We start from the raw sequence: 23,378 nt of genomic DNA on the forward strand, positions 1-23,378 counted from the left end.
CACCGCATCCCGATCCGTCGTCAGATCCCCCGCGAAATGACGATCCCCCGTGGCATCGGGCACGTACTTCACCGCGACAACGATCCTCAAGCTCACGCTGCTCTCCTACTGCTGCATGGGTACGTCAACTGCCCTTCGGAGGCAGCATAGGCGCCTTCGACGGCGGCTCCCTGCCGGGACGCACGGCGCTCCGCCAGAAATATTACTCGTCAGTACAGCCCTCGGTGCGCCCGCGGGCAAGGGCCGCGGGCTGTGACCTTGCCGACGCCGGACCCGCCGAAGGGCCCGGTACGGGGGCTCAGTGGCGCAGCGCGTTGTAGCGGCCGTGGTGGTAGAGCAGCGGGCGGGCCGCCTCACCCTCGGGGGCGCCCGCCACGGCCTGGGCGACGACGATGCGGTGGTCACCGGCGGGTATGCGGGCGAGGATCCGGGCGACCAGCCAGGCCTGGACGTCCTCCAGGAGCGGTACTCCGTACGGGCCGGGTCCCCACGCGGTGGGCGGCGCGAAGCGGTCGGCGCCGCTGCGGGCGAAGGTGGCGGCCACCTCCTCCTGGTGCTCGCCGAGGATGTGGACGCCCACATGGGTGGCGTCCGCGACGGTGCGCCAGGCCGAGCTCGTGCTGCTGATCCCGAAGGACAGCAGGGGCGGCTCGGCGGAGACCGAGGTGAGGGACGTGGCCGTGAAGCCGGCGGGACGGATGCCCGCCGCGGTGACGACCGCGACCCCGGCGGCGTGCCGGCGGAAGACGGCGCGGAAGGCCGCCGGGTCGAAGGTGTCGGTCACGGCGGGCGGCGGGGGCAGCGGGACCGCCGCGGGGGCGGGGATCGAGGTGGGCACGGCGCCGAGGGAGCCGGCGGCCGGCGTGCCGAGGCCGGGGGAGACGGTCATGGAGTTGTCCTTCGTCGCGCTGTCGAACCGGAGGGGTGAGGGATCCCGGGCACTCAACGGTCGTGACAGCGTGCGCTCGCGTGCCGACCGAGGTCGACGTCGAAGCGGGAGCAGAGAAGGAGGTCGTGCGACATGTCGTCAGACTGACGATCGGACCGGCGGCGCGTCAAGGGCGCACCGGCAGGTGCGACCGGGCTCATACGCGGCGCGCGGTTCACACGGCGGCGCCGAGCGCCGCGATGACGTCGGCCTTGCGCGGCGCGCCCGACGCGCGCCGCACCACGGTGCCGCGGGCGTCGAGGACGAGCACGGTCGGCGTCCTGACGACGCCCAGCCGGCGGACGAGGTCGAGGTGGGCCTCGGCGTCGATCTCCACGTGCCGTACGCCGTCGACCATGCCGGCCACCTCGTCGAGGGTGCGCCGGGTGGCCCGGCAGGGCGCGCAGAAGGCGGTGGAGAACTGCAGGAGCGTGGCCCGCTCCCCTAGTTCCGCGCCGATCTCACCCGCCGTCAGCTGCTGCGCCGCGTCCTTGTCCCGCACCCGTACCCTTCCGTCCCTGCGTTTGTGGAGGATGCCGAAGATCCCCGTCGCCACGAGCACGGCGACGCACACCACCAGTCCCGTCACGTCCGTCCTCTCGTCGCTGCAGCGTTCACAGGACCGCCATGATTCCCGGGGGTCCGGACGGGGTCCGGTCCGGAATCATGGCCCCCATGAGTCCTCATGCCATTGATGCCCGCGGACCGCGCTTCGGCGCAAGCCTGACCGCTGTGGTCCTGGCCGCCGTCCTCGTCACCGGCAGCGCCTGGCTGCTGGCCGTCCAGGCGCTGGTGTTCGCGGTCGGCGCCGCCGCGGGTGTGCAGAACTCACCGTACGGCCTGCTGTACCGGGTGGCGGTGCGGCCCCGGCTGGGGCCGCCGGCAGAGACGGAGGACCCGGCGCCGCCGCGGTTCGCGCAGGCGGTGGGACTGGCGTTCGCCGTCGTCGGGCTCGCCGGCTTCGCCGCGGGGTTCGCCTGGCTGGGCCTGGCGGCGACGGCCTGCGCGCTCGCGGCGGCCTTCCTCAACGCGGCGTTCGGCTACTGCCTCGGGTGCGAGGTGTACCTGCTGCTGCGTCGTACGACCGGGTGACGTGACGAGAATCTCGCCGCACGACGGGCACGCGGGATGACACGGCACCCGTTTACCGGGCACGATCAGCCCGCGGCCGGAAACCTACGGCCGCGTAACTTCCGCCGGGGGCCACCCCCTACGAAGAAGGGGCCCCAGCCATGGCCGAACTCGTCTACCCACCCGTCATCGGCTTCGCCCGGACCATGTTCAAGGTGCAGGGACTGCGCTTCGACATCTCCGGCACCGAGAACGTGCCGAGCAAGGGCGGCGCGTTGCTCGTGAGCAACCACATCGGCTACCTGGACTTCGTGTTCGCCGGGCTGGCGGCGCTCCCGGCCAAGCGGCTGGTGCGTTTCATGGCGAAGGACTCGGTGTTCCGGCACAAGGTGTCCGGTCCGCTGATGCGGGCCATGAAGCACATCCCGGTGGACCGCTCCGAGGGCATGCACGCGTACAAGCACGCCCTGACGGCGCTGCGCGCGGGGGAGATCATCGGGGTGTTCCCCGAGGCGACGATCTCGCAGTCCTTCACGCTCAAGTCCTTCAAGTCCGGTGCCGCGCGCCTGGCGATGGAGGCGGGCGTGCCGCTGCTGCCGGTCGCCCTGTGGGGCACGCAGCGGCTGTGGACCAAGGGCCAGCCGCGGCAGCTGGGCCGCAACGGATTCCCCATCTCCATCCGGGTGGGCGAGCAGATGACACCGCACGAGAACGAGAAGCCGGGCGCGCTCACCCGGCGCGTGCGACTGAGGATCCAGGAGCTGCTGGAGGACGCGCAGCGGGTGTACACCGGGCGCCCTTCGGGTCCGCACGACCACTGGTGGCTGCCCGCACACCTGGGCGGCAGCGCCCCCACGGCCGAGGACGTCGCTGCCCGGGAGCGTGCCGCGACGGCGGAGTGACCGGGCCCGGGGGCCTCACCGGCCCGTCCGCGACGGCCGCCGCACCGGCCCGAACCTCCGCGGGAGGGCGGCAGGTTCCTCACCGCTCGCCTCGCTCTTCCGGACCGGGCAGCTCGGTGGGCAGCAGCCGCCACAGGTGCGGCCGGTCGACGGCCTGCCGCAGGGCGGTGAGGACGACGGACGGCGGGGTGGCGTAGAGCCCGGGGTAGTCGCGTTCGCCGAGTGCGGGGCGGGGCACCCAGGCCAGCCGTTCCTCCGCGAGGGAGAACCGCGCGTCGACACCGGGCTTGTTGCCGCGCGGGTCCTGCCGGGCCCAGCGGTCGTGACCGGGCGGCTTGAGGGCGACGAGCCCGTGCACGAGGGGACCTCCGCCGTCGTCGTCGGTGAGTCTCTGGTAGCAGAGGCCCGCGGGGATGCCCTCGGCCCGCAGCAGCGCGGTCAGGGCGTGGGCCTTGGCGTGGCAGATGCCGGTGCGCCGTTCCAGGACGTCGGAGGCGCGCCAGGTGACGCGCGGGTCCCCGGAGTCGGCGGAGTGGGGGATGGCGTCGCGGACGAAGTCGTAGGCCGCTTCGGCGTAGCCGTACGGATCGGGGGCCTCCGCCCGGAGCCGCGCGGCGGTCGCCCGGACCAGCGGGTGGCCGTGGTCGATCACTTCGTCCGCGGCGAGGAAGGCCGTCTCGTCCGCCGTCTGGGGTACCGGCTCCATGTGGCGGATACTAGGAATACGCACAGCGGTTCGGCAATCGACTTTTCCGTGGGCAGCATACGTATGCAGCAACGGGGGTGGCCGTCGTGGCCCGAGCACCCGGACGTCCCGCGAGAGCGGCGGTCCTGGTCGTGCTGGCCGTGTTCGCCGTGGTCCTGGTCGGCCGGGGCTGTGGCGGCCCCGAGCGGACGCCCGGTGGGCCCTCCTCGGCCCCGACGGGTTCGGCACCCGGCGCCGGTGCGGTCGCCCGCTCGCCCTTCACCGGTCTGACCGGGCGCACCGGCGGGCCCGTCCTCGCGGTGAAGATCGACAACGTGGGGCCCGCCCGGCCGCACACCGGGCTGGAGCGGGCCGACCTGGTCTACGTGGAGCAGGTGGAGTCCGGCCTCACCCGGCTGCTCGCCGTCTTCTCCTCCCAACTGCCCGACCGCGTGGGCCCGGTGCGCAGTGCCCGCGAGTCCGACCTGGAACTGCTCCGCCAGTTCGGCCGCCCGGCCCTCGCCTTCTCCGGCGCGCAGTCCCGGCTGCTGCCGGTGGTCGCGGCGGCGCCGGTGCACGACGTCTCCCCGGCCCACGCCCCCGGCGCCTACGTGCGCGACGCCTCGCGCCCCGCCCCGCACAACCTGTACGCGACCCCGCAGCGGCTGCTCGCGGAGGCCCCGGACGCATCGGCCGCCCGCGACATAGGCTTCCGCTTCGGCGCCGCACCGCCCGGTGGCACCCCCGAGCGCGACCGGACCGTGCGCTTCCCGAACGGCTCGGTGGGCCTGCACTGGTCGGCCGGGGACGGCCGCTGGCTGGTCTCGTTCGACGGCGACCCGGCCACCACGACCGACGGCGGCAGGCTCGGGGCGCCGACGGTCGTCGTCCAGTACGTCACCGTCCGCTCCTCGAGCCTGCACGACCGCTGGGGGAACACCTCCCCGTACAGCGAGACGGTGGGCGCCGGGCGCGCGGTGGTGCTGCGCGACGGCAAGGCCTACGACGCCCGGTGGTCACGGCCCGACGAGGCCGGGGGCACGCGCTTCACGACGCCCGACGGGCAGCCGGTGAACTTCGCCCGCGGCCCGGTCTGGGTCGTGCTGGCGCCGCTGCCGGACTGAGTCTCACGCTATGGCGCCGTCCGCCGCGGGGGGATCGGGGGCACCCGGACCGACCAGCGCGGAGGCCAGGTCGTCGTGGACGGTGAAGACCCGGATGGTCCGGGTGAGCCGCAACAGCCGCAGCACGCACGGGCTGCCGCCGACGATGCCGAAGCGGCCGCCGCGGTCGAGGGCCCGCTTGCGCGCCCGGATCAGCACCGACAGGCCGCTGCAGTCGATGAAGCTCACCCCGCGCAGGTCCACCACGACGTCGGGCCGCGGCCCGGCGGTGACCGCGTCCAGCCGCGCGACCGCGTGCACGCCGGCGCACAGGTCGAGCTCCCCCGTCAGTTCCACCACGGTCGTACCGCCGACCGTCCACTGCCGTACCCCGAAGTCATGCTCGTCGTCGAACATGCCCGGCCCCCCGACTGCCGCTTCCTGCTGGGCCCCTGACGCGCCGTGTGCGCCGCGCGCGGCCGACGCGCCGCGCACACCGTCGCGTGTACGGAATACCCCCCCGCCGTACCGGGAGTCAACACATCGGACTAAACAGACAGGACGACCAGGTCCCGGGAGGTCTGGTTGAGCCGTTCCCCGCCCCCGGGGGTGCACACGGCGATGTCCTCGATGCGGGCGCCGAAGCGGTCCGGGAGGTAGATGCCGGGTTCGACGGAGAAGGCCATGCCCGGCTCCAGCGGGCGGGAGCTGCCCGCGACGATGTACGGCTCCTCGTGCGTCTCCAGCCCGATGCCGTGCCCGGTGCGGTGGATGAAGTGCTCGCCGTAGCCCGCCGCGGCGATGATGTCCCGTCCGACCGCGTCGAGTTCCTCGGCGGTGACGCCGGGGCGGACGGCCTCGGTCTGGGCGTGCTGGGCGCGCCGCAGCACCTCGTACATCTCCCGGAACTCCGCGGGCGGTTCACCGACCGCGTAGGTGCGGGTGGAGTCGGAGCAGTAGCCCTCCCGCGTGGTGCCGCCGATGTCGACGACGACCGGGTCGCCGGCCCGGATCACCCGGTCGGAGACCTCGTGGTGGGGGCTGGCGCCGTTCGGGCCCGAGGCGACGATGACGAAGTCGACGGTGGTGTGCCCCGCCTCGAGGACGGCGTCGGCGACGTCCCGGGCGACCTCGCGCTCGGTGCGTCCGGCCCTGAGCCACTCCCCCATGCGCCGGTGCACCCGGTCGATGGCGCCCGCGGCCCGGCGCAGCGCCTCGGTCTCCGCCGGCGACTTGCGCATCCGCAGTTCGCGCAGCACGTCGCCGGCCAGGCTCTGCTCGGCGCCGGGGAGGGCCGCCCGGAAGGCGAGCACCTTCTCGGCCCACATGTGGTTGTCCACGGCCACCCGCACGGTTCCCCGCGGCAGCCGGCCGGCGACCAGGGCGTACGGGTCCTCGGTCTCACCCCAGCCGACGACGTCGACGCCGAGCGCGCCCAGCGGCGACGCCTCGGCGCCGGGCCGCTCCAGGTGGGGCACGACGAGGAAGGGGGCGCCGAGCACCGGCAGCGCCAGGCACACCAGGCGCTCGGTGAGGTGGGCGTGGTAGCCGGTGAGGTAGCGCAGGTCGGGGCCCGGCGAGACGAGCAGCGCGTCGAGTCCCGCGTCGGCGGCGGCCTTGCGGGCGAGTTCGAGTCGCTCCGGGGGGTACAGGGATGCTGCGGAGTCGGTCACGACTCTTACCGTAGACGCCCCTGGCACCCGCCGCAGTCGCTTGCGTCGGCGCAGGTCGTAGGCTGGCCCCGATGGACCACCACACCGCCCCCGGGGCGCTCCGCGCGCTCGCCGCCCGGCTGCGCGCCCTCCCGCCGTCCTGCGGGCGCGTCCGGCTCGTGGCCGTGGACGGCCACGCCGGATCCGGCAAGACGACCTTCGCCGCCGCGCTGTCGGCCGCGCTGGACGGCGCTCCCGTCGTCCACCTCGACGACCTGGCCACCCACGAGGAACTGTTCGGGTGGACCGGGCGGCTGCGCGAGCAGGTGCTGGAGCCGCTGCGCCGCGGTGAGACGGCCCGGCCCGCCAGGTACGACTGGGTGGCACGGCGGTTCGCGACGACGCTGGAGGTGCCACCGGCCCCCGTGGTCGTGCTGGAGGGGGTGGGGGTGGGCCGCCGTGAGCTGCGCCCCTGGCTGGCCGCCCTGCTCTGGCTGGAGGTGTCGCGGGAGACGGCACGCGAGCGCGGCGAGCGCCGGGACGGCCCCGGGCTGGCCGGCTTCTGGGCCGGCTGGATGCGCGCGCAGGACGTGCACTTCGCCGCCGACCCCTCCAGACCCTTCGCGGACCTGCTGGTCCACCAGCGCCCGGACGGCTACGAACTGAGGGAACAACCCGCCCGGAGCCCCCTCACCAGCACGCTCCGTCACTGACCGTGACCGCTCGCAGCCGGTGCGCTGCGGCCGTCCGGCGACCGCCCGAGCGGTGCCTGAAGGTGGCTTGACCCGGGGGCCGTACAGGACTTACGTTCTGAATGCGCGGTCACCGTCGACCGCACCCCAGACGCGAAGCCCCCGGTTGTTCCCCCGTGACCGGGGGCTTCGTTCTGCCCGTGACGGGTGATCCGGCCCCGTACGGCAGCGAATTGCTCACCCAACGTCACCGTCCGCGTCGCTCTACGGTCCACCAGGCCTGCGCGGGTACCATGCCAACAGGTACGCCGCTCTGGGAAGGTGGCGCTTGCCTGGCACCAACTCCCGCTTCACGTAACCTGGTTGGAGCGGCGTACGGCGGGCGGCACCGGGGGGAACGGCTGGTGGGGACCTGATGGACTTCGGCACAGAGCATTCTGGCGCCCCCGCCGATCTCGCCTGGCTGCGGGCCGTCGAGGCCTACACCGTGGGCGCGTACCCCCAGGCCGAGGAGGAGTTCCGCGTCGCGGTCCGCCTCGACCCCGGCATGGCGGACGCCTGGCTCGGGCTGCACGCGCTGCGGGCCGACACCTCCACCGCGCTGCTGCAGATGCACCGGCACCGCGACCGCTTCGGCGAGCAGCGCAGCGCGCACCGCCGGTCGATGAACTCCTGGTACTGGCTGGGCTGGTGGGTCCAGCCGGTGCTGGAGACCCGCCGCGACCTGCTGCTCGCGCACGCCTCGCACTGGCTCGACGGCCGCCACATCGCGGAGCTGGACCGGGCCCTGGCGGAGTGCCCGCCGATCGACACCGATCCGCACGTCCGCTTCCTGCACGCCTGCCGGGCCTACCTGGTCAAGGACTGGGACCAGTTGGTCCGCCACACCGAACCCCTCCTCGGCGACCAGGTGCTGGGCATCGAGGCCGGGCTGTTCGGCGGCATGGCCCGGGTCCGGCTGGAGCTGTACGGGCAGGCCGAGCCGCTGCTGTCGACGGCCCTGATGCGCTGCCGCAGCGAACAGCCGCAGCGCAAGGAGCTCCGCTACTGGCTGGCCCGCGCGTACGAGGGCACCGGCCGCACCGCCGCGGCGCTCCCCCTGTACCAGGCCGTGCACCGCGTCGACCCGGCGTTCATGGACACCGCCGCCCGGCTCGCCGCGATCGACGAGTCCGACGGCCTGACCGACGGGACGGCCGACCTGGCCCCGGTCACCCTGCAGGGGTACGGCCAGACCGGGCCCGAGGCGCTGCCGCCCGACCCCGATCCGCTGGACGCCCGGACCGGAGCGGCCGCCATGCCGGGCGGGCTCGGGGCGGGCTCGATCCTGGACGACCCGCTGGGCGCGGTCGGCCCGATCGACGACGACATCCGGGAGAAGGCGATCCTGCCGGTCTCCCCCGCCCCGCCGCAGTTCCCGGTCGCGGCCCCGGACCCGGTGCTGCTCTCCCAGGCGCTGGCCGAACTCGACCGCATGGTGGGCCTGGAGCCCGTCAAGCGCCAGGTGCGCGCGCTGTCGGCCCAGTTGCGGATGGCGCGGCTGCGGTCGGGACAGGGCCTGCCCGTGCAGCCGCCCAAGCGGCACTTCGTCTTCTCGGGGCCGTCGGGCACCGGCAAGACGACGGTGGCGCGCATCCTCGGCCGGGTGTTCTACGCCCTCGGCCTGCTGGGCGGCGACCATCTGGTCGAGGCCCAACGGGCGGACCTCGTGGGCGAGTTCCTGGGGCAGACGGCCGTCAAGGCCAACGAGCTCATCGACTCCGCGCTCGGCGGGGTGCTCTTCGTCGACGAGGCCTACGCGCTGTCCAACTCCGGCTACAGCAAGGGCGACGCCTACGGCGACGAGGCGCTGCAGGTCCTGCTCAAGCGCGCCGAGGACAACCGGGACCGCCTGGTCGTCATCCTCGCCGGCTACCCAGAGGGCATGGACCGCCTGCTGGCGGCCAACCCCGGCCTCGGCTCGCGCTTCACCACCCGGGTCGACTTCCCCAGCTACCGGCCGCACGAGCTGACCAGCATCGGCGAGGTCCTCGCCGCCGACAACGGGGACCGCTGGGACGACGAGGCCCTGGAGGAACTGCTCGCCATCAGCGGCCACGTCGTCGAGCAGGGCTGGATCGACGAGCTGGGCAACGGCCGCTTCCTGCGCACCCTGTACGAGAAGAGCTGCGCCTACCGGGACCTGCGGCTGTCCGGCTACGCGGGACACCCCTCCCGGGACGACCTGTCCACGCTGCGGCTGCCCGACCTCATGCAGGCCTACGGCGAGGTGCTCTCGGGCCGCGGCCCCGGGCTGCCGCCGCCCGAGCCCCTGGAGTGACGACGCGGGAGGGGCCCGGGCACCCGTGGCCCGGGCCCCTCCCGCGTCGGTCCGGTGTCAGCTCGCCATCACACGCGAGGGCCGGGCGGCCTCGTCGGTCTCCTCGGCCGCCGGGCCGGCCCCGGTCGGCACGGACTCCGGGACCTCGCGGTGCGCCGGGTCGCGGACCTCGCCGACCAGCATCTCCAGCACGTCCTCCAGGGCGACCAGCCCCAGCACGCGACCGCCGGAGTCGGCGACCGCCGCCAGGTGGGACGCGGCACGCCGCATCTGGGTGAGCGCGTCGTCCAGGGGCAGCTCGGCGCGCAGGGTGGCCATCGGCCGCCACAGCCGCGCCGGGACGGGCCGGCCGGTGTCCTCCAGGTCGAGGACGTCCTTGACGTGGAGGTAGCCGAGGTAGGCGCCCTCCGGTCCGGCCACCGGGAAGCGCGAGTAGCCGGTGCGCACGGTCAGCTCCTCGACCTCGGCGGGGGTGACGGACGCGTCGACCGTCACCAGTTCCTCCGGGGACAGCAGGACGTCCGTGACCGGGCGGGTGCCGAGCTCGAGGGCGTCCTCCAGACGCTCCTGGGCGTCGTCGTCGAGGAGTCCGGCCTGCCGGGCGTCCTCGACGAGCACGGTCAGCTCCTCGCTGGTGAAGACCGCGTCGATCTCGTCCTTGGGCTCGACCCGGAACAGCCGCAGCACGAGCTTGGCGCACCAGCCGAGCACCGCGATGACCGGCCGGAACAGACGTGCGAAGCCGACCAGTCCGGGGCTGAGCCACAGCGCGGTCTTCTCGGGCGCGGCCATCGCCAGGTTCTTGGGGACCATCTCGCCGATGACGAGGTGCAGGAAGACCACGACGGCCAGCGCGAGGACGTAGCCGAGCGGGTGGATCAGCCCCTCGGGCAGGTGGACCGCCTCGAAGAGCGGCTCCAGCAGGTGGGCGACGGTCGGCTCGGCGACCGCTCCCAGCGTCAGGGAGCAGACGGTGATGCCGAACTGGGCCGCCGCCATCATCTGCGGCAGGTTCTCCAGCCCGTGCAGGACCGTACGGGCCCGCCGCTGCGTGCCGGCGAGCGGCTCGATCTGGCTGCGCCGTACGGAGACCAGGGCGAACTCGGCGCCGACGAAGAAGCCGTTGCCGAGCACCAGCAGGCCGGCGAAGAACAGCTGCAGGAAGCTCATCGCTCGCCCTCCTGCCCGTCCTCGGGCTCCTCGAACCCGACGCGGACCAGGCGAACCCTTTCGGCACGGTGGTGCGCCACCTCGCGCACCCGCAGCTCCCAGCCGGGCAGCACCGCGGTGTCCCCCGGCTCGGGGATGCGTTCGAGGAGGTCGGCGACGAGGCCGGCCACCGTCTCGTACGGCCCCTCGGGGGCCTCGAGCCCTATGCGCTCCAGCAGGTCCACCCGGCAGCCGCCGTCGGCGTCCCAGGCCGGGCTGCCGTTCTCCGCGGGGACGGCCGCCAGCTCGGGCAGGTCGGCGCTGTCGTGCTCGTCACGCACCTCGCCCACGAGTTCCTCGACGATGTCCTCCAGGGTGACGACGCCGGCGGTGCCGCCGTACTCGTCGACGACCACGGCGATCGGCTGCTCGCGGCGCAGCTGTTCCAGCAGCGGCTGCACCGGCAGCGTCTCGGGGACGAGCAGCGGGGCGACCGTCACCCGGCCGACCGGCGTGCGGTCGCGCAGGTGGGCCGGGACGGCGAGGGCGTCCTTCAGGCTCGCCATGCCGACGATGTCGTCCAGCCGCTCCCGGTAGACGGGGAAGCGGGACAGCCCGGTGGCCCGGGTCAGGTTGAGGACGTCGGCGGCGGTGGCGGTGTCCTGCAGGGCGCTGACGCGCACGCGGGGGGTCATGACGTTCTCCGCGGTGAGGTCGCCGAGGGAGATGGTGCGGACGAAGAGGTCCGCGGTGTCCTGCTCGATGGCGCCGGCACGGGCGGAGTGGCGGGCCAGCGAGACCAGCTCGGTGGGGGTGCGCGCGGAGGCCAGCTCCTCGGCGGGCTCCACGCCCAGGGCCCGCACCAGGCGGTTCGCGGCGGCGTTGAGGGCCTCGATGACCGGGCGGAACACGGCGGAGAAGGCGCGCTGCGGCCCCGCCACGAAGCGGGCCACCTCCAGCGGACGGGACACCGCCCAGTTCTTCGGGACGAGCTCGCCGATGACCATCTGGACGGCCGACGCGAGGATCATGCCGATCACCACGGCCACGGCGGGCGCGGCGCCCCCGGGTACGCCCACCGAGGTGAGCGGTCCGGAGAACAGGTCGGCGAGGGCCGGCTCGGCCAGCATGCCGACCACCAGCGAGGTGATCGTGATGCCGAGCTGGGTGCCGGACAACTGGAAGGACAGCTTGCGCAGCGCCTCCACGACGCTGCGGGCCCTGCGGTCACCCTCGGCGGCGGCGCGCTCGGCAGCCGGCCGCTCGACGGTCACCAGGCCGAATTCGGCGGCGACGAAGAAGCCGTTCGCGAGGATGAGCAGGAAGGCTGCCGCGAGCAGCAGCAACGAGGCGCTCATGCCGCCGCTCCCGTATGTCGGCAGGGAGAGGCGGCGCAGGTACTACCGGACGATCCGTCCATCGTGGATTGGGTGTCACTCCTCGGGTCGTTGCGAAGCTTCCAGGGTAATGAAGAAGCGGGCCGTGGCGGCAGGTCTAGTGCGCCGTCGGCATGCCGGTACCGTACGCCTCCGCGAGGGCGCGCAGGGCGCGGGCGTCTCGCAACGCGCGGGCGCGTCCGATCCCGGGCTGGATCCCCATGGCGGGCAGGCTGGTGCCGTCCGCCAGGTCCAGGTGGACCCACGGGTCGCCCGGGCGCAGGTTCACCCGGAGGACCTGCGCCCATTCCAGCCGGCGCCGGGTCGTCAGGTTGACGACGGTCACACCCTCGCGGTCGGCGGCCACCTTGGGACGGCTGAGCAGCGACAGCACCCCGGCGACCAGTGTCCCGGTGAGCACGAGCCAGATCCGGTCCGAGGTGTGCCAGGGCCGTGCGCCGTCCGCGGGGAGCAGCACGGCGATCACGACGAAGGCCGTGAGCAGCAGGGTGCCCAGACCCAGCAGCACCGCGCGGGTGCGGGCGGGCCGGAAGGTGACGGGCAGCCCGGGGAGCTCCGCGGGCACGGTGGACGGGGTGGGCGAGGTCACAGGCGGCACGCGTGGATCCCGGTGGTGAGGATGGCCCTGGCGCCGAGGTCGTACAGCTCGTCCATGATCCGCTGGGCCTCGCGGCTCGGGACCATGGCGCGCACGGCGACCCAGCCCTCGTGGTGCAGCGGGGAGACGGTCGGCGACTCGAGGCCGGGGGTGAGCGCGATGGCCCGCTCGACGTGCTCGACGCGGATGTCGTAGTCCATCATCACGTAGCGGCGGGCCACCAGGACGCCCTGGAGGCGGCGCAGGAACTGCTGCACCTTCGGCTCGGCGGCCGCGTCCTCGCCGCCGGCGCCGGCCCGGCGGATGACCACGGCCTCGGAGTCGAGGATCGGCTCCCCGATGACCTCCAGGCCGGCGTTGCGCAGCGAGGTGCCCGTCTCGACGACGTCGGCGATGACGTCCGCCACACCGAGGTGGATGGAGGTCTCGACGGCGCCGTCGAGGCGGACGACGGAGGCCTCCACCGCGTTGTCGGCGAGGTGCTTCCTGACGATCTCCGGGTAGGAGGTGGCGACCGTCTTCCCGCCGAACTCCTTCACGTCCGTGACGCCGCCGGGGGTGGTGGCGTAGCGGAAGGTGGACCGGGCGAAGCCGAGCTGCAGGATCTCCTCGGCGTTGGCGCCGGAGTCCAGCAGCAGGTCGCGGCCGGTGATGCCGATGTCGAGACGGCCCGAGCCGACGTAGATGGCGATGTCCCGCGGGCGCAGGTAGAAGAACTCGACGTCGTTCTCGCCGTCGACGAGGACGAGTTCCTTGGAGTCCTTGCGCTGGCGGTAGCCGGCCTCATGCAGCATCGCCGACGCAGGTCCGGACAGTGAACCCTTGTTGGGGACGGCGATGCGCAGCATGGAGGCGTTCCTTCGTGTCTCGGATGCGGGTGGGAGGGGGTGCGGGGCGGCGCGCGGGGTGGGGCCGGACGGAGGTGATCCGCTCAGAGATGAGCGTATACGTCGTCGAGGGCGATGCCCCGGGCGACCATCATCACCTGCAGGTGGTACAGCAGCTGGGAGATCTCCTCCGCGGTGCGGTCGGCGCCCTCGTACTCGGCTGCCATCCACACCTCGGCGGCCTCCTCGACCACCTTCTTGCCGATCGCGTGCACTCCCTTGCCGACCAGTTCGGCGGTGCGGGAGGTGCTGGGGTCGCCGGTGGCGGCCTTGTGCTGGAGCTCGGCGAAGAGCTCCTCGAATGTCTTCTTGGCCATGGTGGTCCCCACCCTACGCGGAAGCGCCCCTACCTCACCGCCACGGCTCGGATACCGAACGCAGGACGGTCGCGGTGGCGATCGCGGCGGTGACGGCCTCGTGCCCCTTGTCCTCGTTCGAGCCGGGCAGTCCGGCGCGGTCCAGGGCCTGTTCCTCGGTGTCGCAGGTGAGGACGCCGAAGCCGATCGGCACGCCGGTGTCGACCGACACCTGGGTCAGGCCCTGGGTCACGCCCTGGCAGACGTACTCGAAGTGCGGTGTGCCGCCCCGGATGACGACGCCGAGGGCGACGACCGCGTCGTAGCCCCGGCTCGCCAGCACCTTGGCGGCGACCGGCAGTTCGAAGCTGCCCGGCACGCGCAGCAGGGTGGGCTCGTCGATGCCCAGGTCGCTCAGCGCGCGCAGCGCGCCGTCGACCAGCCCGCCCATCACCTGCTCGTGCCACTGGGCCGCGATCACGGCCACACGCAGGTCACCGCAGTTCTTCACGGTCAGCTCGGGGGCGCCCTTACCGCTCACGTCGGTCTTCTCCTTGCTCGTTCTCGTACAGGTGGTTCGGTGGTTCGGTCTGTCGTGCGTGGTGCCGCGTCCGGGGCCTACTGGCCGGCGCAGGCACCGGTGGGGGCCGGGTCCAGCCAGGGCAGGTCGTGGCCCATGCGGTCCCGCTTGGTGCGCAGGTACCGCAGGTTGTGCTCGCCGGCCGCGATCGGCATGGCGACGCGTTCGACGACCTTGAGGCCGTGCCGCTCGAGGGCGTCGGTCTTCTCGGGGTTGTTGGTCATCAGGCGCAGGGAGCGCACGCCGAGGTCGTCGAGCATCTGGGCGGCGGCGCCGTAGTCGCGGGCGTCCGCGGGCAGTCCGAGTTCCAGGTTGGCGTCGAGGGTGTCCCGGCCGCGCTCCTGCAGTTCGTACGCCCGCAGCTTGGACATCAGGCCGATGCCCCGGCCCTCGTGGCCGCGGAGGTAGACCACGACGCCCCGGCCCTCGGACGCCACCTTCTCGAGTGAGGCCTGGAGCTGGGGGCCGCAGTCGCAGCGCAGCGAGTGGAAGACGTCGCCGGTGAGGCACTCGGAGTGGACGCGGACGAGGACGTCCTCGCCGTCGCCGATCTCGCCCGCGGCGAGCGCGATGTGCTCGACGCCGTCGACGGTGCTGCGGTAGCCGTAGGCGCGGAAGTCGCCGAAGGCGGTGGGCAGCCGGGTCTCGGCCTCCCGGCGCACGGTCGGCTCGGAGGTGCGGCGGTGGGCGACCAGGTCCTCGATCGAGATGATGGCGAGGCCGTGCTTGCGGGCGAAGTGGACCAGTTCGGGGAGGCGGGCCATCGTGCCGTCCTCGTTGGCGATCTCCACGATGGCCGCGGCCGGGCGGAGTCCGGCGAGCCTGGCCAGGTCGACGCCCGCCTCGGTGTGGCCGTTGCGGGTCAGGACGCCACCGGACTTGGCGCGCAGCGGGAAGACGTGGCCGGGCCGGACGAAGTCGCCGGCGGTGGAACCGCCGGAGGCCAGCAGCCGGATGGTGGTCGCCCGGTCGGCGGCGGAGATGCCGGTGGTGACGCCGTGGGCGCCGCTCGCGTCGACGGAGACGGTGAACGCGGTCTGCATCGACTCGGTGTTGGAGTCTACCATCTGCGGCAGGTCGAGCCGGTCCAGGTCGTGCTCCTCCATGGGCACGCAGATCAGACCGCGGCACTCGGTCATCATGAAGGCGACGATCTCCGGGGTGGCCTTCTCCGCCGCGATGATGAGGTCGCCCTCGTTCTCGCGGTTCTCGTCGTCCACCACGACGACCGGCCGGCCGGCCGCGATGTCGGCGATCGCACGCTCGACGGGGTCGAGGACGATCGGGGCGTCCTCCGCCACGTAGAGGGTGTGCAGTGCGGTGGTCATGCGGCCACTCCTTCCAGGACGGGCCCGCCGTGCCGCGGGACCCGGGTCTGCTGCCACCAGGCGTACAAGCCGGCGATCACGAGAACGAAGTAGATGACGTACACGAGCGCGGAGAACTTCAGGTCGCTGCTCCAGGCGAGGGGGACGCCGACCGCGTCGACGGCGAGCCAGGCGAACCAGAACTCGACCCAGCCCCTGGCCATGGCCACCATCGCGGCGACGGTGCCGACGAAGATGTAGGCGTCCGGCCACGGGTTCCAGGACAGCGACGGGTAGAGGGTGAAGAGGCCGACGACCGCGAACAGTCCGGCCGCCGTACCGGCGACCAGCAGGCCCCGCTCGCGCCAGGTGGCGAAGCGGACCCGGACCTCGCCGCCGTCCCGGACGCCGCGGCGCCACTGGAACCAGCCCCACACGGCGACGGCGATCACCAGCAGCTGCTTGCCGACGCCGCCGGTGAGCTGCGCCGACCAGTACGCGGCGACGAGCACCGCACCGGACAGCAGCTGGACCGGCCAGGCCCACACCGAGCGGCGCCACCCCAGGGCGAGACCGCCGAGGCCGAGGCCGTTGCCGACGACGTCGGTCCACTTGAAGTGCTCACCGAAGGCGGAGAAGGCGACACTGTTCAGGGTGTCGAGGGCGCTCATTCCGCCGGAGCCCCCTCCGGCGCGCCGGCCCGCTCCCCGTACAGCCGCTCGACGTACTTGGCGATCACGTCGACCTCCAGGTTCACCGGGTCGCCGGGCTGCTTGAAGCCGAGCGTGGTGAGGGCGAGGGTGGTCGGGATCAGGCTGACGGAGAAGAAGTCGGGGCCGGCCTCGACGACGGTGAGGCTGATGCCGTCGACCGTGATCGAGCCCTTCTCGACGACGTAGCGGGAGAGCTCCGCCGGGAGCGAGATCCGCACGATCTCCCAGTGCTCGGCGGGGGTCCGCGAGATCACCGCGCCGGTGCCGTCCACGTGGCCCTGGACGAGGTGACCGCCGAGGCGGCCGCCCAGCGCCATGGGCCGCTCCAGGTTGACCCGGCTGCCGGCCTCCAGCGCGCCGAGGCTGGAGCGCTTGAGGGTCTCGGCCATCACGTCGGCGGTGAACTCGCCGTCCGCGGTGTCGACGACGGTGAGGCACACCCCGTTGACCGCGATCGAGTCGCCGTGCTTGGCGCCCTCGGTGACGACCGGACCCCGCAGACGGAAGCGGGAGGCGTCGCCCAGGTCCTCGACGGCGACGACGTCGCCCAGCTCTTCGACGATTCCGGTGAACACGTCAGTTCTCCTCAGTGCGGCTCGGGTAGGCAGTAATACGCAGGTCGGGGCCGATGCGTTCGATCTCGGCGACGTCGAGCCGCAACGCGTGCGCGATGGTGGTGATTCCCGCGTCCCCCAGGGCGGCCGGTCCGGCTCCCAGGAGGGCCGGTGCGAGGTAGCCGACTACCTTGTCGACGGCCCCGGCGGCGACGAAGGCGCCGGCGAGGGTGGGGCCGCCCTCCAGCAGCACGGAGCGGACGCCGCGGCCGTACAGCTCGGCGAGCAGGGTGGCGACGTCGACGCCGCTGCCGGTGCGGGGCAGCCGGGCCACGTCGACGCCCGGCAGGTGCGCGGTGTCGGTGTCCTCGGCGACCGCGACCAGGGTCGGGGCGGTGCCGTCCAGCACCCGGGCGTCGGGGGTGATCTTGGCGTTGGTGTCGACGACCACCCGCAGGGGCTGAGTGAAGGTGCCCGTCACCCCGCGCACGGCCAGGTGGGGGTCGTCGGCGCGCAGGGTGCCCGAGCCGACGACGACGGCGTCGGACTCGGCGCGCAGCCGGTGCACGTCGGCGCGGGAGGCGGCGGAGCTGATCCAGCGGCTGGTGCCGTCTGCGGCGGCGATGCGGCCGTCGAGGGTGCTCGCGTACTTCCACAGCACGAAGGGCCGCTGCTCGCGGGTGGCGGTCAGCCACACCTCGTTGCCGCGGGCGGCCTCGGCCGCCAGCAGGCCGCTCTCCACGTCGATCCCGGCGGCGGCCAGGGTGGCGCCGCCTCCGGTCGCCGTGGGGGTGGGGTCCGAGACCGCGTAGACGACGCGGGAGACGCCGGCCGCGATGAGGGCCTGGGCGCAGGGGCCGGTGCGACCGGTGTGGTTGCAGGGTTCGAGGGTGACGACGGCGGTGCCGCCGCGGGCCGCGTCGCCGGCCGCGCGCAGGGCGTGGACCTCCGCGTGGGGGCCGCCGGCCTGCTGGTGCCAGCCCTCGCCGGCGATCTCGCCGTGGGCGTCGAGGATCACGGCGCCGACGACGGGGTTGGGGCTCGTCGAGCCCAGGCCACGGGCGGCGAGCTCCATGGCCCGGCGCATCGCGTCGGCTTCACCGGGTGTTGCCACCGGGTCCTCCTGCCTCATCGGGCACGGACTCCGGGGCTGTGCGGAACACAGAGCGGACATCGGGCTCGGGGACCACCGCGCGGTACGGGACGGCGCCCGTCCGTGTCACCCGTTGTCCGGGGGACACGCACCCGCGCTGCCGCCGACGGCGGTGTACCGATGCCCGTCCGCCGCGCACTGCCTCCCATCCGGACTTTAACCGTCGGTCCAGGAATTTCACCTGGTCAACCGGCCGCTGGATGCGGACGGGTCGCGGACTGTAACCGCCGGTTCGGATTTTCACCGACCCCGGAGTGCGCTGAACGTCACTGGTACTGCCCCACCAGTCTGCCACGAACGTTCCTTGCGGACGCAAGGGATTGCTGTGGATTGCCTCACACGGGCCGGATCGGCCGGTGCCGGCCCCGCCGGCCGTCACCGCGGACCGCGGCCGACACGGCCCGCGGGAAGGCCCGTTGGGACCCGCGCGAGCCGCCTCGTACCGGGGCGTCACCCGCACGGCCCGGGCCGCGCGCCGGCGCCCGCGAACGTGCCGCGGCGCAAGGGCGGTTGCACGGGCGCGCCGTACGTCACCCCTCGGGGGTGAACAGGGCGTCCTGCGCGGCGTCCATCGCCGAGAGCACCGCGCCGCGCAGCACCGCGCTGCCCGCGACGGTGCCCGCCCGCACCTCGGTCGGCAGCGGGGACATCCGCGCGAGCCGTTCCTCGACCCGGGCTGCCAGGTCCGTGCCGCCCGCCCGGCCCACCTCGCCGCCCAGCACCACGCAGCCGGGGTCGAGCACGGCGGTGACGGCGGCCACCCCGATGACCACCCGGTCCGCCAGCGCGTCGAGGAGGAGTTCGCCCGGCTTCCCGCCCGCCCGGGCCGCCGTCACCACCGCCTCCGCGGCCGCGGCGTCGTCCTCGCCCGCCACCGCCATCCCGTGCGAGCGGGCCAGCGCGCACACCGCCGCGCTGCCCGCCAGCGAGTGGAAACCGCCCTCGCACCCGCTGGCCGTCGGCAGTTGGAAGGTCCCCGGCACGGGCAGGAAGCCGATCTCCCCCGTGCCGCCCGAGGCCCCGCGCCGCAGGACACCGCCCAGCACCACCGCGGCGCCCACCCCGTGGCCCAGCCACAGCAGGACGAAGTCCTCCCGGTCGCGCACCGAGCCCAGGCGCCGCTCGGCGACGGCCGCGAGGTTGACCTCGTTCTCCAGGAGCACCGGCAGCGAGAGCCGCCTGCGCAGTTCGGCGACGAGCGCCGAGTGCCAGGCCGGCAGCTGCCCGGTGGCCCGCAGTTCACCGGTGGCCGGGTCGACCAGGCCGGGCGCGCCGACCGCGATCGTGTGCAGCGCGCCGGCGCCGGCGGTGTGCGCCGTACGTTCCAGCATCGCCACCGAGCGCCGCACGGTGCGCTGCGGGTCGCCGAGGGGGTCGACGGGCAGGACGGCGCTGCCGATGGCGTTCCCCAGCAGGTCGGCCACCTCGATCGCCACGCTGTGGGTGCGCACGTCGAAGGCGGCCAGGTGCGCCCGGTCGGCGACGATCCCGTACACCCGCGCGTTGGGGCCGCGCCGGTCGGCTCCCGTCTCGCCGACCACCGCGATCAGCCCGGACTCCTGCAGCCGCTCCACCAGGTCGGCGACGCTGGGACGGGACAGCCCGGTCAGCGACTTGAGCTGGGCGGCCGTCAACGGGCCCTCGCGCTGCAGCAGTTCCAGCGCCAGCCGGTCGTTGATCGCTCGGGCCGTGCGGGGTGACGCGGTACGCCCGGCGTGGGATCGGATGGCGGTCATGGACGGATCCTTCCAGAAGCCGGCGCGGGAGCAAGGGCGGGCGGGGCCGGACCCGGCCCGGGCCGGACCGGGTGCGCGGTCCTGGCCGGAGGCAGTCTATCTTTCAGGAAGCCTGCCTGATAATTTATGCCGAGAACCGGGGCGGGACCAGACTGGGAGGGAACATGCCGACGAAGCCGACGACCCCGACGGGGAAGACCGACCCGCGACTGCGGCGAGCCCATCTCGCCGTCGCCGCGGTGTTCGCCGTGCACGGCGCGGTGACCGGCAGCTTCGCCACCCGGGTGCCCTGGATCCAGGAGCACGCCGGGCTCAGCGCGGGACAACTCGGCTTCGCGCTGGTCTTCGCGGCCCTCGGTGCCTCCGTCGCCATGCCGCTCGCCGCCCGCATCGCCCACCACATGGGCATGCGCAACGCGCTGCGCCTCCTGCTGGGCCTGTGGTGCGCCTCGCTCGCCCTGCCCGCCCTCTCCCCCGGACTCGGCTGGCTGTGCGGGGCGATGTTCGTCTACGGGGCCTCGGCCGGCATGGCCGACGTCGTCATGAACGCCCAGGGTGTCGAGGTCGAGGAACGCCTCGGCCGCTCGATCATGTCCGGGCTGCACGGCATGTGGAGCGCCGGCACGCTGGTCGGCTCCCTCTTCGGCGTCCTCGCCGCCCACGCCGGACTCGACGCGCGCGTCCACCTCGGCATCGGCGCCGTCCTGCTCGTCGTGCTCGGCCAGGTGGCCTGCGGCGGGGTGCTCGACCTGCGGCCCGCGGCCACCGAGGAGGCCCCCGCGCGCTTCGCCCTGCCGCCGCGCGCGGCCCTGGTCATCGGCGCCATCGGCTTCTGCGCCGTCTTCGCCGAGGGCGCCAGCATGGACTGGAGCGCGGTCTACCTCCGCGACGTCGCCGGCGCCTCCCCCGGCGTCGCCGCCGCCTCCTACACCGCCTTCGCCTGCACCATGGCCGCCTCCCGCCTCCTGGGCGACCTCGTCGTCCGCCGCTTCGGGGCGGTCCGCACCGTACGGGCCGGCGGCCTGCTCGCCACGGTGGGCGGCGTCCTCGTCGCCACGGCGGTCAACCAGGTCACCGCCATCGCGGGCTTCGCCCTCATCGGCGTGGGCATCGCCGTCGTCGTCCCGCTGTGCTTCGCGGCGGCCGGACGCAGCGGGCCCAACCCGAGCCAGGCCATCGCGGGCGTCGCCACGGTCACCTACACCTCCGGCCTGGTGGCACCCGCCGCCATCGGCTCCATCGCGCAGGCCAGCTCCCTGCAGATCTCCTTCGGGCTCGTCACGCTCCTCGCCGCCGGGCTCGCCGTCGGCGCGGGCGTGCTCCGCAGCGCGGGCACGGTCTCCGTGGAGCACGACCGCAAACCCGTGGCGGCCACGACCCCGCAGGCCTAGCGTGCCGCCCATGCACACGCGGATCTTCCTGGAGACCGAGCGGCTGCGGCTGCGGTACTTCACCGACACCGACGCGGACGCCGAACTGCTCGTCGCGCTCGACAGCGACCCCGAGGTCATGCGCTACCTGGGCGACGGCCGCCCCACGCCCTCCGACGTCATCCGGCACGACGTGCTGCCCCGCTTCGCGCGCTCCCAGGTCTGGGCCGCCGAAGAACGCTCCACCGGGGCGTTCGTCGGCTGGTTCGCCCTCACCCCCCGCCCCGGCGGGCCCGCCGACGACCTCGAACTCGGGTACCGCCTGCGGCGCGCCGCCTGGGGCCGCGGCTACGCCACGGAGGGCTCGCGCGCCCTGGTCCGCAAGGCCTTCACCGAGCTCGGCGCGGGGCGCGTGTACGCGGAGACGATGTTCGTCAACGCGCGGTCGCGGAGGGTGATGGAGAAGGCGGGGCTGTCGTTGGTGCGGGTCTTCCACGAGGAGTGGGAGGTGGTGTTGCCGGGGGCGGAGCAGGGGGAGGTGGAGTACGCGGTGGCGCGGGACGCGTGGGTGCGGTAAGGGTGTGGCGGGGGTCGTGATGGTGCGGCGCCGTTGTGGTTGATGTTGGGGGTTTTCCCCGCCCTCCCGCCCGATTGCCCGGCGCGATTGGTGCGGGCCTGCGCACGTCGTTGTGGGGTCGGCGCCGCGCCGGCGCACGTCCTCAACGCTCGCGGTTTACGTCCACATCCTTGGGCACCGCGTCCGCCGCTCGTCGTTTCCGGGCGCACCCCGACACACCCCCTCCCGTCGTATGAGCGCACAACGGCCGGTGGGGGGTCCGGGGGCAGTCCGGGGTTGCCGCACGTTCCTTGCTGAACCCCCACAGCCCCGCCGCTCAAGCCCACGTCACCGGGTCCGCCGCCCGCCTCCCCCAGCCTTCGGCCAGGGGGAGCACCCCGCCACGCCTCCTCTTTCGTGTGGGCGCATGACGGCCGGTGGGGGTCACATAGGCAACCGGAGTGGCCCGGATCGCTCTGTGCGCCCCACAGCGGGGTTCGCGCCGACGTTCGGCAATAGGCTCGCCGCCCGTCTCCTCCAACCTGCGGCCAGGGGGAGCACCCCGCCACACCCCCTTCCCCTTGTGCGGGCGAAGGGTGTCCCGTTGGGGGTGCGTTAGGCAGGTGCGGCGCCCCGGACTGCCTTCTGACCACCCACCGGCCGTTGGTCGCCACGGATACCGAGGGGGTGGGGTCGTAGGGGTGGGCGTTCTGGACGCTGACGTGTATTTGATGTGCGGCAGCGACGGCAAGAACGAGTGCTGCCCGCCATGCACATAAATATGCGGTACAGAATGCCCACCCCGGAGGCCCCGCCCCCGGCCCACCCATGCACAGTGCGCAGGCCCGCACCAATCACGCCGGGCAATCGGGCGGGAGGGCGGGGGAGAAACCCCAACAGCAACCACAACGGTGCCGCACACGACAACGGACCCGGGCACACAACGACGGGCGGGCACAATCCGACTCACCCGATCCGGGGACCGCACGGCCGCCGTGCCGTGCCTGCCGCCCGGCCTGCTGGGACGCTGTGCGCATGACGACGGCACGGCGGCCGGCCCCGGTGGGGGTGGGCCAGGTGGTGGCGCGCATGCGCGCGCTCGGCACGGCGCTCCCGCCGCGGGACGGGGTGGCGGTGTTCAACCGCGTCTACCTGTCCGTGACGGAGGAACTGGACGGCTGCCTGACGGGCGGCGGCTTCGGGGATCCCGTCGCCGCCGCCGTGCTGGCCGCCCGCTTCGCCGAGCGCTACCTGCGGGCGGTCGACGGCGCGGCCGACCGCCGTGCCGTCCCGGCCTGCTGGCGGCCGTTGCTGCAGTTGCGGGGCCACCGCGGCATCCGCCCGGTGCAGTTCGCGCTGGCCGGGATCAACGCGCACGTGGGGCACGACCTCGCGCTCGCGGTGGTGGACACCTGCACGGCGCTGGAGTGCGAACCGCCGTCCCTGGAGCGGGACTTCGACCGCGTGGGGGATCTGCTGACGTCCGTGGAGGAACGCGTCAGGGAGGAGCTGATGCCCGGCCCCGACCTGCTGGACCTCGCCGACCCGCTGACCCATCTCGCGGGTTCGTGGAGCCTGGAGCGCGCGCGGGACGCGGCGTGGGCCGCGTCCCGTGTGCTGTGGTCCCTGCGCGGAATGCCGGAGGTGCACGAGGAGTTCGCCGAGAAGCTCGACACGGGCGTCGGGCTGGTCGGGCGCTTCCTGCTGACCCCGCTGGGCCGCTGAGGGG

Annotated in this window: 24 protein-coding genes, 1 pseudogene and 1 riboswitch; of the genes and pseudogenes, 8 read left to right on the forward strand and 17 right to left on the reverse strand. The window is 73.7% G+C overall.

The window, feature by feature from the left end; translation table 11 throughout:
- The 3 genes and pseudogenes from ABZ479_RS39070 to ABZ479_RS39080 form a co-directional block, all read right to left on the reverse strand.
- Positions 1–96, reverse strand: a pseudogene (locus tag ABZ479_RS39070) (electron transfer flavoprotein subunit beta); the annotation flags it as partial.
- Positions 97–298: 202 nt separating this feature from the next.
- Positions 299–889 (reverse strand): flavin reductase family protein, encoded by a 591-nt coding sequence (locus tag ABZ479_RS39075; RefSeq protein ID WP_500466011.1) that lies wholly within the window; start codon positions 887–889, stop codon positions 299–301.
- A gap of 214 nt (positions 890–1,103) precedes the next feature.
- Entirely contained in the window at positions 1,104–1,517 is a 414-nt protein-coding gene (locus ABZ479_RS39080; RefSeq protein WP_499603298.1) for a thioredoxin family protein, read from the reverse strand.
- Positions 1,518–1,603: 86 nt separating this feature from the next.
- On the opposite strand from ABZ479_RS39080, the gene ABZ479_RS39085 reads away from it, so the two are divergent.
- Together ABZ479_RS39085 and ABZ479_RS39090 are read left to right on the forward strand one after the other, a co-directional pair.
- Positions 1,604–2,020 (forward strand): DUF4395 domain-containing protein, encoded by a 417-nt coding sequence (locus ABZ479_RS39085; protein ID WP_500466012.1) that lies wholly within the window; start codon positions 1,604–1,606, stop codon positions 2,018–2,020.
- A 140-nt stretch (positions 2,021–2,160) separates the two neighbouring features.
- Positions 2,161–2,901, forward strand: coding sequence for a lysophospholipid acyltransferase family protein (locus ABZ479_RS39090; protein WP_500466013.1), 741 nt, complete (start codon positions 2,161–2,163; stop codon positions 2,899–2,901).
- 79 nt (positions 2,902–2,980) lie between these two features.
- Here the strand turns inward: ABZ479_RS39090 and ABZ479_RS39095 are convergent, their stop codons facing one another.
- Positions 2,981–3,607: a transglutaminase-like domain-containing protein gene (locus ABZ479_RS39095; RefSeq protein WP_500466014.1), complete on the reverse strand. Its 627-nt coding sequence runs from the start codon at positions 3,605–3,607 to the stop codon at positions 2,981–2,983.
- 77 nt (positions 3,608–3,684) lie between these two features.
- Here ABZ479_RS39095 and ABZ479_RS39100 point away from each other — a divergent pair, with 77 nt between their 5' ends.
- The gene (locus ABZ479_RS39100) at positions 3,685–4,710 is read left to right on the forward strand and encodes a DUF3048 domain-containing protein (protein ID WP_500466015.1); all 1,026 of its coding nucleotides are present in this window, start codon (positions 3,685–3,687) and stop codon (positions 4,708–4,710) included.
- A gap of 3 nt (positions 4,711–4,713) precedes the next feature.
- Here ABZ479_RS39100 and ABZ479_RS39105 read toward each other — a convergent pair whose 3' ends face one another.
- Together ABZ479_RS39105 and ABZ479_RS39110 are read right to left on the reverse strand one after the other, a co-directional pair.
- Positions 4,714–5,106 carry an STAS domain-containing protein gene (locus ABZ479_RS39105; RefSeq protein ID WP_499603303.1) on the reverse strand — a complete coding sequence of 131 codons (393 nt, stop codon included), beginning with the start codon at positions 5,104–5,106 and terminating at the stop codon, positions 4,714–4,716.
- A gap of 131 nt (positions 5,107–5,237) precedes the next feature.
- Positions 5,238–6,362 carry a M24 family metallopeptidase gene (locus ABZ479_RS39110; protein WP_500466016.1) on the reverse strand — a complete coding sequence of 375 codons (1,125 nt, stop codon included), beginning with the start codon at positions 6,360–6,362 and terminating at the stop codon, positions 5,238–5,240.
- Positions 6,363–6,433: 71 nt separating this feature from the next.
- Here ABZ479_RS39110 and ABZ479_RS39115 point away from each other — a divergent pair, with 71 nt between their 5' ends.
- Both ABZ479_RS39115 and ABZ479_RS39120 read left to right on the forward strand, forming a co-directional pair.
- The gene (locus tag ABZ479_RS39115) at positions 6,434–7,054 is read left to right on the forward strand and encodes a uridine kinase family protein (RefSeq protein WP_500466017.1); all 621 of its coding nucleotides are present in this window, start codon (positions 6,434–6,436) and stop codon (positions 7,052–7,054) included.
- A 394-nt stretch (positions 7,055–7,448) separates the two neighbouring features.
- Positions 7,449–9,353 (forward strand): AAA family ATPase, encoded by a 1,905-nt coding sequence (locus tag ABZ479_RS39120; protein WP_500466018.1) that lies wholly within the window; start codon positions 7,449–7,451, stop codon positions 9,351–9,353.
- Between the two features lie 57 nt (positions 9,354–9,410).
- On the opposite strand, the gene ABZ479_RS39125 is transcribed toward ABZ479_RS39120, so the two are convergent.
- The 11 genes from ABZ479_RS39125 to ABZ479_RS39175 all read right to left on the reverse strand — a co-directional run bounded on the left by ABZ479_RS39125 (position 9,411) and on the right by ABZ479_RS39175 (position 19,723).
- Entirely contained in the window at positions 9,411–10,523 is a 1,113-nt protein-coding gene (locus tag ABZ479_RS39125; RefSeq protein ID WP_500466019.1) for a hemolysin family protein, read from the reverse strand.
- Positions 10,520–11,860 carry a hemolysin family protein gene (locus tag ABZ479_RS39130; RefSeq protein ID WP_500466020.1) on the reverse strand — a complete coding sequence of 447 codons (1,341 nt, stop codon included), beginning with the start codon at positions 11,858–11,860 and terminating at the stop codon, positions 10,520–10,522. The genes ABZ479_RS39125 and ABZ479_RS39130 overlap by 4 nt, the downstream gene beginning before the upstream one ends.
- 136 nt (positions 11,861–11,996) lie before the next feature.
- On the reverse strand, positions 11,997–12,488 hold the full coding sequence (locus ABZ479_RS39135) for a PH domain-containing protein (RefSeq protein ID WP_500466035.1): 492 nt from the start codon (positions 12,486–12,488) through the stop codon (positions 11,997–11,999).
- Complete coding sequence (gene hisG, locus ABZ479_RS39140; protein ID WP_499603309.1) at positions 12,485–13,345, reverse strand: ATP phosphoribosyltransferase; 861 nt, start codon at positions 13,343–13,345, stop codon at positions 12,485–12,487. Before hisG ends, ABZ479_RS39135 begins: the two co-directional genes overlap by 4 nt.
- Before the next feature lie 83 nt (positions 13,346–13,428).
- Positions 13,429–13,701, reverse strand: coding sequence for a phosphoribosyl-ATP diphosphatase (locus tag ABZ479_RS39145; protein WP_089227814.1), 273 nt, complete (start codon positions 13,699–13,701; stop codon positions 13,429–13,431).
- 34 nt (positions 13,702–13,735) lie between these two features.
- A complete protein-coding gene (ribH, locus tag ABZ479_RS39150; RefSeq protein ID WP_499603310.1) occupies positions 13,736–14,221 on the reverse strand; it encodes a 6,7-dimethyl-8-ribityllumazine synthase in 486 nt (161 codons plus the stop codon).
- 77 nt (positions 14,222–14,298) lie between these two features.
- On the reverse strand, positions 14,299–15,588 hold the full coding sequence (locus ABZ479_RS39155; protein WP_499603311.1) for a bifunctional 3,4-dihydroxy-2-butanone-4-phosphate synthase/GTP cyclohydrolase II: 1,290 nt from the start codon (positions 15,586–15,588) through the stop codon (positions 14,299–14,301).
- Positions 15,585–16,238, reverse strand: a complete 654-nt coding sequence (locus tag ABZ479_RS39160; RefSeq protein ID WP_500466021.1) for a nicotinamide mononucleotide transporter family protein — start codon at positions 16,236–16,238, stop codon at positions 15,585–15,587. Before ABZ479_RS39160 ends, ABZ479_RS39155 begins: the two co-directional genes overlap by 4 nt.
- Complete coding sequence (locus ABZ479_RS39165) at positions 16,235–16,855, reverse strand: riboflavin synthase (RefSeq protein ID WP_500466022.1); 621 nt, start codon at positions 16,853–16,855, stop codon at positions 16,235–16,237. Before ABZ479_RS39165 ends, ABZ479_RS39160 begins: the two co-directional genes overlap by 4 nt.
- A 1-nt stretch (position 16,856) precedes the next feature.
- Positions 16,857–17,921, reverse strand: coding sequence for a bifunctional diaminohydroxyphosphoribosylaminopyrimidine deaminase/5-amino-6-(5-phosphoribosylamino)uracil reductase RibD (gene ribD / locus ABZ479_RS39170; protein WP_500466036.1), 1,065 nt, complete (start codon positions 17,919–17,921; stop codon positions 16,857–16,859).
- Between the two features lie 197 nt (positions 17,922–18,118).
- Positions 18,119–18,249, reverse strand: a riboswitch (FMN riboswitch).
- A gap of 268 nt (positions 18,250–18,517) precedes the next feature.
- Positions 18,518–19,723 (reverse strand): ROK family transcriptional regulator, encoded by a 1,206-nt coding sequence (locus ABZ479_RS39175; protein ID WP_500466023.1) that lies wholly within the window; start codon positions 19,721–19,723, stop codon positions 18,518–18,520.
- 164 nt (positions 19,724–19,887) lie between these two features.
- Here ABZ479_RS39175 and ABZ479_RS39180 point away from each other — a divergent pair, with 164 nt between their 5' ends.
- From ABZ479_RS39180 to ABZ479_RS39190, 3 genes are all read left to right on the forward strand, one after another.
- Positions 19,888–21,114, forward strand: coding sequence for an MFS transporter (locus ABZ479_RS39180; protein WP_500466024.1), 1,227 nt, complete (start codon positions 19,888–19,890; stop codon positions 21,112–21,114).
- Between the two features lie 10 nt (positions 21,115–21,124).
- Positions 21,125–21,670 (forward strand): GNAT family N-acetyltransferase, encoded by a 546-nt coding sequence (locus ABZ479_RS39185; protein WP_500466025.1) that lies wholly within the window; start codon positions 21,125–21,127, stop codon positions 21,668–21,670.
- Positions 21,671–22,684: 1,014 nt separating this feature from the next.
- The gene (locus ABZ479_RS39190) at positions 22,685–23,374 is read left to right on the forward strand and encodes a DUF5995 family protein (protein ID WP_500466026.1); all 690 of its coding nucleotides are present in this window, start codon (positions 22,685–22,687) and stop codon (positions 23,372–23,374) included.
- Positions 23,375–23,378 lie beyond the last annotated feature (4 nt).

Origin of the sequence: Streptomyces sp. NPDC005722, from assembly GCF_040630935.1 — a bacterium.
GTDB lineage: Bacteria > Actinomycetota > Actinomycetes > Streptomycetales > Streptomycetaceae > Actinacidiphila.